The organism is Streptomyces sp. NPDC001700 (assembly GCF_053596435.1).
In genome coordinates this window covers 211,440-223,486 of the sequence record NZ_JBSFGE010000007.1, presented here as the reverse complement: position 1 = coordinate 223,486, position 12,047 = coordinate 211,440, and the positions used below count along the sequence as shown (strand labels likewise).

The following is a 12,047-nucleotide window of genomic DNA, read 5'->3' as shown; positions in this document are numbered from 1 at the left end:
ACGGGGAGCGGGGTGCGTTCCGTATGAGTTGCCGCCGCGCGCGGGAAGGTTGCCGCGGGCGGAGTCAACCCTCGGCCGCGGTTCGGAGTCTTTCTTCATACCGGAATTCATCCGATAACGGAGGACCTCGCATGGAATCGCATGCTTTATCCCGCCTGCCCCGCGCTCTGGCCGCACTCGCCCTGGCGGGAGCGGTCGTCGCGACGGCGGTCGCCCCGGCCGCCGCCTCCCCGCACACCGCCTCCCCGCACACCGCCTCCCCGCACACCGCCTCCCGCCCCTCCCCGCACTCCGCGACGCAGGACGCCCTCGACGCGATCACCCGCGCCGGGGTCCCCGGGGCCCTGGCCAGGGCCGACCGTGCGGACAAGACCTGGAACGGCACCTCCGGCGTGGCGGACCGCCGCAGCGGACGCCCGCGGCTGCCGCAGGATCGGTTCCGCATCGGCAGCGTGACCAAGTCCTTCACCGCCACCGTCCTGCTGCAGCTCGCCGCCGACCCCGCGTACGGCCTGTCGCTCGACGACACGGTGGAGAAGTGGCTGCCCGGCCTGGTGCGCGGCAACGGCAACGACGGGAGCCTCATCACCCTGCGCCAGCTGCTCCAGCACACCAGCGGGCTCTACCACTACCTCGAAGACGACACGTTCCGGGCCAAGTACACCGGCACCGCGTTCTTCGACCACCGGTACGACGGCGCCACGCCCGAGGAGCTGGTGCGCATCGCCCTCGCGCGGGAGCCGGACTTCCGTCCCGGCAAGGGCTGGGGCTACTCCAACACCAACTACATCCTGGCCGGGATGGTCATCGAGAAGGCCACGGGCCATACGTACGCCTCCGAAGTGGAGCGCCGCATCATCAAGCCCCTCGGCCTGCGCGGGACCTCGCTGCCCGGCACCTCGCCGTGGGTGCCCGGCCCGCACGGGCGGCACTACTCCACGCTCTTCGTCGACGGCCCCGGCGCCCGGTCCTACGACGTCACCGAGTTCGACCCCTCGATCGCCGGAGCCTCCGGTGAGATGATCTCGACCGCCCGCGACCTGAACGTCTTCTTCCGCGCCCTGCTGGGCGGCGAACTGCTCCCCCCCGCCCTGCAGAAGGAGATGCTCACCGGCCACGACCTCGGCGACGGCAGGTCGTACGGACTCGGCATCAGGTCGCAGAAGCTCAAGGCGTGCGGCGTGACGGTCTGGGGGCACTCGGGCGACATCTTCGGCAACGCGACCCGGACCGCGGCCACGGCCGACGGCGAGCACATCCTCACGATCAACGAGAACGGCGACTGGGGCGACGGCAAACTCCAACAAGCAGCCATCGAGGCGGAGTTCTGCGGCACGACACCGCCTAGCGGAGCCGGGCGGCCTTGAGGGCCATGTGGAGGAGTAGCCGGTCGTCGCCCGCGTCGAGGTCCAGGCCGGTGAGCTGGCGCACCCGGGAGAGGCGGTAGTAGAGCGTCTGCCGGTGGATGCCGAGCATCTGGGCGGTACGGCTCGCCTGGCCCGCGCAGTCGAGGAACGTCTCGGCGGTGCGGGCCAGTTCCGCGTGGGTGCGCTCCAGGAGGGGGCGTACGGCGGCGTCGGGGGCGGCCTGGGGGAGCGTGGCCAGCAGCCGGTACGGGCCGATGGCCGTCCACTCCGCGATCGGGTCGAACCGGGCGTCCGCCCGCGCGGCCCGGGCGGCGGCCAGCGCCTCTCGCCACGCGGCGGGCAGCTCGTCCAGCCCGCGCCGCGCCTCGCTGACCCCGGCGGCGCTCTCCCGGCCGCCGCCGCACGCCGGTGCGGGCTCGTCGGGGGCGGCCGTGCGGGGGGAGCGGAGGAGCTGTTCCGCGGTGGCCCGGGCGGGGCCCAGGGAGGTGGGGGCGCGCAGCCGGATCAGGGCGGCCAGCGCCGTCTCGTCGGGGATCACACAGGCCGCGGCGATGCCCGGCAGGTGGGGGAGGCCCGGGTGGTCCTCGTCCTCGCCCGTGTCCGGCACCCACGGCAGGACCGCGACCAGCGCCATCGGCCCGTCGGCCGCGCCGCGCAGCGCGGTGTGCAGGCCCGAGCAGGCCGCGTCGCGGGCGGCGGGCGGCCCGGTGAGCAGTTCGCGCAGCAGCTCGCCCAGCTCCTCACCGGCCCGCGCCTCGGCCGCCAGCAGGGCGCCGATCCGGGCCGTGGTCTCCATCGCCCGGACCAGCCGCGGGTCGGGGGGTGTCGTGGGGCCGCCCAGCTCCAGGTCGGAGAGGTGGCCGTCGTCCAGCAGCCAGACATAGCCGTGGACGACGCCGCGGTGCCGCACCGGCAGGCAGATGCGGCCCATGAAGACCCCGGCCCCCGGGTCCGGCGGGATCCGCAGCGGGGCCTGCGCCCGGGCGATCCCGAACGCCTCGAACCAGGCCCGCACCGCCGCCGTCGAGCGGCGCTGGAGGATGGATCGGGTCCGGACCGGGTCCAGGGTCGGTTCCTCGGCGTCGTCGCTGTCCTGCGCGCCGAAGGCGATCAGGGCGAAGTCGCGGTTCTCCAGGGTCGCGGGCGCGCCGAGCGTCGCGGTGATCTCGTCCACCAGCTGCTGATAGTCCTCGCGCATGGCGTCCCGGCCTCCTTCCCCGAATATCGCCTCAGCCTCTCATACAGGTGTCTGAGATCCCGGACACGGATGCGTGACAGCTGTCGATGGCCCCGATTCCGCGCGATCCTTAGGTTTCACGGTGAGTTGTTGGAGCCGTTCGCCGGCCGTCATCGTGGAGGTGCCCTGTGCTGGGACCCGTGCTGCTCGCTGCTTCGCGCAGTGCTGCCATCCGCCGGATCGTGTCCGCCGCGCCGGTCACCCGACCCATGGTGGATCGGTTCGTCGCCGGTGAGCGGCTGGCCGAATCCGTGGCCGCGGTGCGCGGGCTCGCCTCGCGCGGCCTGGAGGTCACCCTGGACCACCTCGGGGAGGACGTTACCGACCGGTCCGAGGCACTGCGCAGCCGGGACGCCTATCTGGCGCTGACCGAGGCGCTCGCCGCGGAGTCGCTCGGGGCCCGCGCGGAGATGTCCGTGAAGCTCTCCGCCTTCGGCCAGGCCCTGCCCGGCGGCCATGACCTCGCGCTCGCCAATGTGACCCCGGTCGTGGAGGCCGCCGCGGCGGCCGGAACGACGGTCACCCTCGACATGGAGGACCACACCACCGTGGACTCCACCCTCGCGATCCTCGGCGAGCTGCGCACCCGGTTCCCGCAGACCGGCGCGGTCGTCCAGTCGTATCTCTTCCGGACCGAGGACGACTGCCGCGCGCTCGCCGGGGAAGGCTCGCGGGTACGGCTGGTGAAGGGCGCGTACAACGAGCCCGCGTCGGTCGCGTACCAGGACAAGCGCGAGGTGGACCGCGCCTTTGTGCGCTGCCTGAAGATCCTGATGTCCGGCGACGGCTACCCCATGATCGGCTCGCATGATCCGCGCATGGTCGCCATAGCCCAGGACATCGCCCACCGCATGGGCCGCAAATTGGACGAGTACGAGTTCCAGATGCTGTACGGCATCCGCCCGGCCGAGCAGGAGCGGCTGGTCGCGGAAGGTCACCGTATGCGGGTTTACGTCCCGTATGGAACAGACTGGTATGGGTACTTCATGCGGCGGCTCGCCGAGCGTCCCGCGAACCTCGCGTTCTTCCTGCGCTCGCTCGTCGGCCGCGGCTGACAGCCCTCGGCTCACGACACCACGACGACCACCACGACAAAGGAGACAACGGCCATCATGGACGCTGTGACCCAGGTCCCCGTGCCGGTGAACGAGCCGGTGCACACCTATGCCCCCGGCAGCGCCGAGCGCACCCGTCTGGAGGCCAAGCTCAAGGAGCTGGCCGACAACCCGATCGACCTGCCGATGACCATCGGCGGCGAGAAGCGGCTCGGCGGCGGTGAGCGGTTCGACGTCGTACAGCCGCACAACCACGCCGCCCGCCTCGGCACCTACGGGAACGCCACCAAGGCCGACGCCCAGGACGCGGTCGACGCGGCGCTGGCCGCCGCCCCGGCGTGGCGCGCGCTCAGCTTCGACGACCGCGCCGCGATCATCCTCAAGGCCGCCGACCTGCTGTCCGGCCCGTGGCGCGAGACGCTGGCCGCCTCCACCATGCTGGGCCAGTCGAAAACCGCGCAGCAGGCCGAGATCGACACTCCCTGTGAGCTGATCGACTTCTGGCGCTTCAACGTCCACTTCGCCCGCCAGATCCTGGCCGAGCAGCCCCCGGCCAACGCCCCGGGCGTCTGGAACCGCAGCGACCACCGGCCGCTGGAGGGCTTCGTCTACGCGATCACGCCCTTCAACTTCACGGCGATCGCGGGCAACCTCCCCACCGCCCCCGCCCTGATGGGCAACACCGTCGTCTGGAAGCCCTCGCCGACCCAGACCCACGCCGCCGTGCTGCTGATGCGGGTGCTGGAGGAGGCCGGGCTGCCCAAGGGCGTGATCAACCTGGTCACGGGCGACGGCAAGGACGTCTCCGAGGTGGCGCTGACCCACCCGGACCTCGCGGGCATCCACTTCACCGGCTCGACCCGTACCTTCCAGCACCTGTGGAAGACGGTCGGCAACAACATCGAGAACTACAAGACCTACCCGCGGCTGGTCGGCGAGACCGGCGGCAAGGACTTCATCGTCGCCCACCCGTCCGCCGACCCGGCGGTGCTGAAGACGGCGATCACCCGTGGCGCCTTCGAGTTCCAGGGCCAGAAGTGTTCCGCCGCCTCCCGCGCCTACGTCCCGCGCTCCCTGTGGGACAACGGCCTCAAGGAGGAGCTGGCCGCCGAGGTCAACGGCCTGTCCATGGGCCCGGTCACCGACCTGGGCAACTTCATGGGCGCGGTCATCGACGAGCGCTCCTTCGCCAAGAACAAGGCGGCGATCGACCGCGCGAAGTCCGACCCGACGATCGAGGTCGTCGCGGGCGGCACGTACGACGACAGCGAGGGCTACTTCGTCCGTCCGACCGTGCTCGTCTCCACCGACGCGGAGAACGAGATCTTCAAGGACGAGTACTTCGGCCCGATCATCGGTGTCTTCGTGTACGAGGACGCCGAGTACGACGCGATGCTGGAGCAGATGGAGTCGGCGTCGGCGTACGGCCTGACCGGCTGCGTCATCGCCCAGGACCGCGCCGCGGCCGCCGCGACCTGCGAGACGCTGCGCTTCGCGGCCGGCAACTTCTACATCAACGACAAGCCCACCGGGGCCGTCGTCGGTCAGCAGCCCTTCGGCGGCGGCCGCGCGTCCGGCACCAACGACAAGGCGGGCGCGAAGCAGAACCTGATGCGCTGGACCTCCACCCGCTCCATCAAGGAGACGATGGTCCCGCCGACGGACTACCGCTACCCGCACATGGGCTGACCCGTCCGGCGCACCCCCGCGCCGCCCGGGTCCCGCCCCCAGGGCCCCGCCCCCGACCAGGCTGCGAGCCGGTCGGGGGCGGCGTGCGTGAAGAGGGGGTGAAACGGCATAAACCTGTGGACGCCCGAGGCGCCCGAATGCTAGCGTCATGCATTCAAGTCAGCGTTATTTACCGCAGTTTACGTCGATAACCAGCCATGGTCGAGGTCGGACGGGGGTCGGCCTCGGCCATTGCTCGTCTCAGATAGTAGGACGTCCGACTAATTCTGCAGACACTGACGCTCTGCTCCCTTACGTTTGTGGAAGCCGAACGTCCCGCTCCATCGAGCGATGGCGGACGTGGCCCGGTGCACTCGCGCAGGTGATCCCTGCCCGCACCCCGGCCCCCGCCCCTTTACGGCAGCCACCTTCTCGGGGATACCTCCCGGCCGCGCGCCGGGGTTCAGCAGAGGAGACGTGAACCATGGCCGAGCAGACCATCCGCAGGATCCGCCGCAAGAGCGACGACACCGACCGGCGGAACGCCGCCGCCGCGCTGCAGCGCGCGCTCGACCGCCGCGACAACGGCGGCGCCACCGGTCACGGCGGCGCCACCGGTCACTGAGCCGGGCGCCGGGGCGCCAAGCCCCGGAGCCGCCCCTCAGCGGCGGCGGGAGCGGGTGACCTCGAAGTGGTCCACCCGCTCACCGGACTCCGCCAGCGCCGTGACGCTCAGCCGCGGGTTCGTGCCCGGCTCCACCTCCACCGCGAGGAACGAGAAGCCGGTGTAGCGGACCCGTGACCACTCCACGGTGTCCTTGTTCTTCTCGCCGTCCTTCGTCCAGTGGTAGCTCTTCACCTCGTCGAGGTCCTTGACGTGCCCCTCGTAGCTGTCGGGCACCGGGAACTCGTACAGGTCCGCCCCGGCGCCGCCCGCCGTGACGTACACGATCCCGTCGCGCACCGCGTCCGCGCTCCCGCCGACCGGCACCTTCCGGGCCACCTTGCCGCCGCGGATCGCGTCGGTGCGCTCGTAGACGTGGTTGTGGCCGTTGATGACCAGATCCACCTGGTGCTTCTCGAAGAGCGGCACCCACTCGTCGCGCACCCCGCCGTCCGAGGCGTGCGAGCTGGTCGTGGAGTACGCGCAGTGGTGGAAGAAGACCACCAGGAAGTCGATGTCGGACCGCTCCCGCAGCTGCTTCAGCCGCCGGTCCAGCCAGCGGGTCTGGTCGCCGCCCGTGTAGCCCTTGTTGGCGGTGATCTCGTAGCTGACGTCATTGGCGTCCAGCGCGACGACGCCCACCCCGCCGTAGACGAACGAGTAGATCCCGGGCGCCTTGCGGGGGTCGGGCCCGTTGTCGGGGAGCGACCAGCGGGCCAGCTGTCCGCCGTAGCCGTCGGGGGAGTACCAGGCCTCCATGTCGTGGTTCCCGGTCGTCACCATCCACGGCACGCTCGCCGCGACCGAGTCGGTCTGGGCGAGGAAGGTGTCCCACACCCGGGCGTCGTACAGGTCGGACTTCTCGCCGTGGCCCGTGTCGTCCGCGTAGCAGATGTCCCCGGCGTGCAGATGGAACGACGGGTTCTGACCCCGGATCAACTGGTCGTTGGCGAGCGCGTCATAGCTCACCCCCTGGTCGCCGAAGGCGGTGAAGACGAACTTCTCCGGCCGCTTCGGGGCGGTGCGGAAGGTGCCCAGCGCGGTGAAGTGGCGCGGGTCGGCGGGGTCGTAGCCCTCGTGGCCGACGCCGTAGTAGTAGGTGGTGCCGGGGTTCAGGCCGTCCACCGCGGCGTGCAGGTAGTACTGGTCGACGGCGGGCAGCTTCTCGCCGAGCGACGGGGTGTGCAGATGGCGGACCTCGGCCTCGACCTTCCGGGTCAGCTCCGTCGGCCGCGGGCCGATCCGCAGATAAGGCCCCCGCACCGCGAACGGCACCTGCCAGGAGACCCGCATCTGCGTCGTCGGCTCGGCGCCGAGCGCCAGATGGCGGCCGAACGGGGCCACCAGAGCGCCGTCCACCTTCGGCGCCGCGGGACGGGCGTCCGCCGCGGGTGACGGCTTGGACGCGGTGGCCCCGGCGCACCCGGCGCCGCCGAGCGCCACCGCGGCCGCCCCGGCCGTCGCCGCGCCCCCGCGCAGCACGCGTCGGCGGGGGAAGGCGTCGCGCAGGTACTCGTGCTGCTCCGCCATGGTCATCCGGTTCGCGAGCGGCTCCGGAATGCCGAACCGTGGTGTATGCATGATCCGGAATCTCCCCCGCGCGGACGACATCACTCCGTACTGCGGGTGAACGCGGCCTGTCCGGTCGGCGATCTGTCCGTATGGCGGACGGCCGGTGTCATGGGGTGGGACGCGGGAGTAGGGTCCTGGTATGTCGCGCAGCATTCGCCTCGCAGTGATCCCCGGTGACGGTATCGGCCAGGAAGTCGTGGCCCAGGGCCTGAAGGTCCTCGGCGCCGCCCTTCCTCAGGACGTGAAGCTGGAGACCAAGAGTTATGACCTCGGCGCCCAGCGCTGGCACGCCACCGGCGAGACCCTGCCGGACGCGGAGCTGGAGTCGCTGAAGGACCACGACGCGATCCTGCTGGGCGCGATCGGCGACCCGTCGGTCCCGTCCGGGGTGCTGGAGCGCGGGCTGCTGCTCAAGCTGCGCTTCGCCTTCGACCACTACGTCAACCTGCGTCCGTCGAAGCTCTTCCCGAACACCGCGACCCCGCTGGCCGGGCGCCCGGACATCGACTTCGTCGTCGTCCGTGAGGGCACCGAGGGCCCGTACGTGGGCAACGGCGGCTCGCTGCGGACCGGTACCCCGGCCGAGGTCGCCACCGAGGTCAGCCTGAACACCGCGTACGGCGTCGAGCGCGTCGTCCGGGACGCGTACGAGCGCGCCAACAGCCGCCCGCGCAAGAAGCTGACCCTCGTGCACAAGAACAACGTCCTGGTGCACGCCGGTCACCTGTGGAAGAACATCTTCGACCAGGTCGGCGCCGAGTACCCGGACGTCACCACGGACTACCTGCACGTCGACGCCGCGACGATCTTCTTCGTCACCCAGCCGGAGCGGTTCGACGTGATCGTGACCGACAACCTCTTCGGTGACATCCTCACCGACCTCGCCGCCGCCGTCACCGGTGGCATCGGGCTCGCCGCGAGCGGCAACATCAACCCCTCCGGCGCCTTCCCGTCGATGTTCGAGCCGGTCCACGGCTCCGCGCCGGACATCGCGGGCACCGGCAAGGCCGACCCGACCGCGACCATCCTGTCGGTGGCCCTGCTCCTCCAGCACCTCGGCTACCCGGACGAGGCCGCCCGTATCGAGACGGCCGTCGCCGAGGACCTCGCCGAGCGGGACGCGGCGCGTACCACCGACGAGATCGGCGACGCGCTCGCCGCGCGAGTATCCGGCTGACCCCAGCCTGCGCCGTCGCGCGGCTGGGTGCGAACATCGACCTCGGGCCGCGCACTTCGCACGCATGCTTCAACCCCCGGCCCCACGTCAGCGATAATCGCTCGTGGGGCCGCCGTGTGCAGGGAAGCTTGGACGTCCTAGTACCGATCACGGGCAGGATGGTGTGAGCGCGGTCCGCCACAACGGAAGTGAAGGACTACCACTCATGACGACGCCCTCGATCGAGCTCAAGCCCTCCTCGCACCCGCTCTCCGACGCGGAGCGGGAGGAGATCCTGGCCAACCCCGGATTCGGCCGCCACTTCACCGACCACATGGTGACGATCAAGTGGACGGAGGGCCGCGGCTGGCACGATGCCCAGCTCGCGCCGTACGCCCCGCTGTCGCTCGACCCGGCGAACATGACCCTGCACTACGCGCAGACGATCTTCGAAGGGCTCAAGGCGTACCGCCAGCCCGACGGGACCGTGGCCACCTTCCGCCCCGAGCAGAACGCCGAGCGCTTCCAGGCCTCCGCGCGCCGCATGGCGATGCCCGAGCTGCCGGTCGACCTGTTCCTCCAGGCCTGCGACGCCCTCGTCACCCAGGACAAGGCGTGGGTGCCGGACAGCGGTGAGTCGTCCCTGTACCTGCGGCCGTTCATGATCGCGACCGAGGTGGGTCTGGGCGTCCGGCCCGCCAACGAGTACCTGTTCCTCGTGATCGCCTCCCCGGCCGGTGCCTACTTCCCGCGCGGTGTGCAGCCGGTCTCCGTCTGGCTCTCCGAGGAGTACGTGCGCGCCGCCCCCGGCGGCACCGGCACCGCCAAGGCGGGCGGCAACTACGCCGCCTCCCTGGTGGCCCAGGCGCAGGCCGCCGAGCAGGGCTGCGACCAGGTGGTCTGGCTGGACGCCATCGAGCGCCGCTGGATCGAGGAGATGGGCGGCATGAACCTGTACTTCGTGTACGGGGACCGCATCGTCACCCCCGAGCTGTCCGGTTCGCTGCTGCCCGGCATCACCCGTGCCTCGCTGCTGCGGATCGCCGAGGACCTCGGCTACGAGGTCGCCGAGGGCCGGATCTCGGTCGACGACTGGCGCGAGGGGAACGCGGACGGCAGCCTCACCGAGGTCTTCGCCTGCGGCACCGCGGCCGTCATCACCCCGGTCGGCTCGGTCAAGTCCGCCCGCGCGGGCTGGACGGTGGCCGACGGGGAGCCCGGCGAGGTCACGATGAAGCTGCGCAAGGCGCTGCTGGACATCCAGACCGGTGCCGCCCCCGACCCGCACGGCTGGCTGCACCGCCTGGGCTGAGGCGTTGGCCCGGCCCTTGGAGGCTCAGTCCTTTAAGGGCCGAAAGCCCGCATCCTGAGACGGATGGGAGCACGGGGGCGGAAATGTGCTTGACTGCCACCGTGCTCTCGTTCGCCATGATTATTGGCAGCAGGCGCGCCGGTCCGCAGTGATCGCCCCGTACGACCCGGTACGACGCGACCACCGTGCCCCAGACCCGCGCGCAGACCTCTCGCACCCGCGAGGGGTCTTTTCGTTTTCCGGACCATCCCACCGGAGGCGGAGCGTGCGGGATCATAGGAGGGCGCGGAACCGGTCATTCCGGTAGACCGAGATCCATCCGACAGGAGCCAGACCACCATGAAGGATCGGCCCGACGACAGCTTCCATGTCTTCGACACCACCCTGCGCGACGGCGCGCAGCGCGAAGGCATCAACCTGACGGTCGCGGACAAGCTCACCATCGCCCGTCACCTGGACGACTTCGGCGTGGGCTTCATCGAGGGCGGCTGGCCCGGCGCGAACCCGCGGGACACGGAGTTCTTCGCCCGTGCCCAAGCGGAGATCGACTTCAAGCACGCCCAGCTCGTCGCGTTCGGCGCCACCCGCAAGGCGGGCGTCAGCGCCGCGGACGACCCGCAGGTCAAGGCGCTGCTCGACTCGGGCGCCCCGGTGATCACCCTGGTGGCCAAGTCCCACGACCGCCATGTGGAGCTGGCCCTGCGCACCACGCTGGAGGAGAACCTGGCGATGGTCGGCGACACCGTCGCCTACCTGCGGTCCCAGGGCCGCCGGGTGTTCCTCGACTGCGAGCACTTCTTCGACGGCTACCGCGCCAACCCCGACTACGCCAAGCGGGTCGTCTCCGCCGCCCACGAGGCGGGCGCCGACGTGGTCATCCTCTGCGACACCAACGGCGGCATGCTGCCCGGCCAGATCGACGCCGTGGTCCGTACCGTCCTCGCCGACACCGGCGCCCGCCTGGGCATCCACACCCAGGACGACACCGGCTGCGCCGTCGCCAACACCCTGGCCGCGGTCGACGCGGGCGCCACCCACGTCCAGTGCACCGCCAACGGCTACGGCGAGCGGGTCGGCAACGCCAACCTGTTCCCGGTCGTCGCCGCCCTGGAGCTGAAGTACGGGCGCCGGGTGCTGCCCAAGGGCGCGATGGAGGAGATGACCCGGATCTCGCACGCGATCGCCGAGGTCGTCAACCTGACGCCCTCGACCCACCAGCCCTATGTGGGTGTCTCCGCCTTCGCCCACAAGGCCGGACTGCACGCCTCCGCGATCAAGGTCGACCCGGACCTGTACCAGCACATCGACCCCGAGCAGGTCGGCAACACGATGCGGATGCTGGTCTCCGACATGGCGGGCCGCGCCTCGATCGAGCTGAAGGGCAAGGAGCTGGGCATCGACCTCGGCGGCGACCGGGCCCTGGTGCAGCGGGTCGTCGAGCGGGTCAAGGAGCGCGAGCTGGCGGGCTACACGTACGAGGCCGCCGACGCCTCCTTCGAGCTGCTGCTGCGCGCCGAGGCCGAGGGCCGGGCCCGCCGCTTCTTCCGGGTCGAGTCCTGGCGCGCGATCGTCGAGGACCGCCCGGACGGCACCCACGCCAACGAGGCGACCGTGAAGCTGTGGGCCAAGGGCGAGCGCATCGTCGCCACGGCGGAGGGCAACGGTCCGGTCAACGCCCTCGACCGGGCACTGCGGGTGGGCCTGGAGCGGATCTACCCGCAGCTGGCCAGGATGGAGCTGGTGGACTACAAGGTCCGCATCCTGGAGGGCAAGCACGGCACGGAGTCCACGACCCGGGTCCTCGTCTCCACGACGGACGGCAAGGGGGAGTGGTCCACGGTAGGCGTCGCCGAGAACGTGATCGCCGCCTCCTGGCAGGCCCTGGACGACGCGTACGCGTACGGCCTGCTGCGCGCGGGCGTGGAGCCGCAGGAGTAACGCCGGACCCGACCGGCCGCCCCCGGGGCCCCAGTGCCCCGGGGCAAGGCCCCGCCGGTCCCACGAAACGCCACCCGC

At 71.2% G+C, this 12,047-nt stretch carries 9 protein-coding genes; 7 read left to right on the top strand and 2 right to left on the bottom strand.

Annotation, left to right across the window (positions count from 1 at the left end; all coding sequences use genetic code 11):
- Positions 1-131: 131 nt before the first annotated feature.
- On the top strand, positions 132-1,367 hold the full coding sequence (locus ACWC5C_RS16240) for a serine hydrolase domain-containing protein (protein ID WP_450876015.1): 1,236 nt from the start codon (positions 132-134) through the stop codon (positions 1,365-1,367).
- Here ACWC5C_RS16240 and ACWC5C_RS16235 read toward each other — a convergent pair.
- Entirely contained in the window at positions 1,345-2,565 is a 1,221-nt protein-coding gene (locus ACWC5C_RS16235; protein ID WP_450876014.1) for a PucR family transcriptional regulator, read from the bottom strand. The genes ACWC5C_RS16240 and ACWC5C_RS16235 overlap by 23 nt on opposite strands.
- A gap of 167 nt (positions 2,566-2,732) precedes the next feature.
- On the opposite strand from ACWC5C_RS16235, the gene ACWC5C_RS16230 reads away from it, so the two are divergent.
- From ACWC5C_RS16230 to ACWC5C_RS16220, 3 genes are all read left to right on the top strand, one after another.
- A complete protein-coding gene (locus tag ACWC5C_RS16230) occupies positions 2,733-3,659 on the top strand; it encodes a proline dehydrogenase family protein (RefSeq protein WP_385446850.1) in 927 nt (308 codons plus the stop codon).
- A 57-nt stretch (positions 3,660-3,716) separates the two neighbouring features.
- A complete protein-coding gene (gene pruA, locus ACWC5C_RS16225; RefSeq protein ID WP_385446849.1) occupies positions 3,717-5,348 on the top strand; it encodes an L-glutamate gamma-semialdehyde dehydrogenase in 1,632 nt (543 codons plus the stop codon).
- Between the two features lie 463 nt (positions 5,349-5,811).
- Entirely contained in the window at positions 5,812-5,952 is a 141-nt protein-coding gene (locus ACWC5C_RS16220; protein WP_385446848.1) for a hypothetical protein, read from the top strand.
- A gap of 36 nt (positions 5,953-5,988) precedes the next feature.
- Here the strand turns inward: ACWC5C_RS16220 and ACWC5C_RS16215 are convergent, their stop codons facing one another.
- Positions 5,989-7,572 (bottom strand): purple acid phosphatase family protein, encoded by a 1,584-nt coding sequence (locus tag ACWC5C_RS16215; protein ID WP_450876013.1) that lies wholly within the window; start codon positions 7,570-7,572, stop codon positions 5,989-5,991.
- A gap of 130 nt (positions 7,573-7,702) precedes the next feature.
- On the opposite strand from ACWC5C_RS16215, the gene ACWC5C_RS16210 reads away from it, so the two are divergent.
- The 3 genes from ACWC5C_RS16210 to cimA all read left to right on the top strand — a co-directional run bounded on the left by ACWC5C_RS16210 (position 7,703) and on the right by cimA (position 11,969).
- On the top strand, positions 7,703-8,740 hold the full coding sequence (locus tag ACWC5C_RS16210) for a 3-isopropylmalate dehydrogenase (RefSeq protein WP_450876012.1): 1,038 nt from the start codon (positions 7,703-7,705) through the stop codon (positions 8,738-8,740).
- A 205-nt stretch (positions 8,741-8,945) separates the two neighbouring features.
- Positions 8,946-10,031, top strand: a complete 1,086-nt coding sequence (locus ACWC5C_RS16205) for a branched-chain amino acid aminotransferase (protein ID WP_450876011.1) — start codon at positions 8,946-8,948, stop codon at positions 10,029-10,031.
- Between the two features lie 339 nt (positions 10,032-10,370).
- Positions 10,371-11,969 carry a citramalate synthase gene (gene cimA / locus ACWC5C_RS16200; protein WP_450876010.1) on the top strand — a complete coding sequence of 533 codons (1,599 nt, stop codon included), beginning with the start codon at positions 10,371-10,373 and terminating at the stop codon, positions 11,967-11,969.
- Positions 11,970-12,047: the final 78 nt, after the last annotated feature.

Bases quoted from the DNA above. Each gene is read 5' to 3' on its own strand.
- ACWC5C_RS16240 (WP_450876015.1), top strand. From the start codon at position 132: ATGGAATCGCATGCTTTATCCCGCCTGCCCCGCGCTCTGGCCGCACTC.
- ACWC5C_RS16235 (WP_450876014.1), bottom strand. From the start codon at position 2,565: ATGCGCGAGGACTATCAGCAGCTGGTGGACGAGATCACCGCGACGCTC.
- pruA (WP_385446849.1), top strand. From the start codon at position 3,717: ATGGACGCTGTGACCCAGGTCCCCGTGCCGGTGAACGAGCCGGTGCAC.
- ACWC5C_RS16220 (WP_385446848.1), top strand. From the start codon at position 5,812: ATGGCCGAGCAGACCATCCGCAGGATCCGCCGCAAGAGCGACGACACC.
- ACWC5C_RS16215 (WP_450876013.1), bottom strand. From the start codon at position 7,572: ATGCATACACCACGGTTCGGCATTCCGGAGCCGCTCGCGAACCGGATG.
- ACWC5C_RS16210 (WP_450876012.1), top strand. From the start codon at position 7,703: ATGTCGCGCAGCATTCGCCTCGCAGTGATCCCCGGTGACGGTATCGGC.
- ACWC5C_RS16205 (WP_450876011.1), top strand. From the start codon at position 8,946: ATGACGACGCCCTCGATCGAGCTCAAGCCCTCCTCGCACCCGCTCTCC.
- cimA (WP_450876010.1), top strand. From the start codon at position 10,371: ATGAAGGATCGGCCCGACGACAGCTTCCATGTCTTCGACACCACCCTG.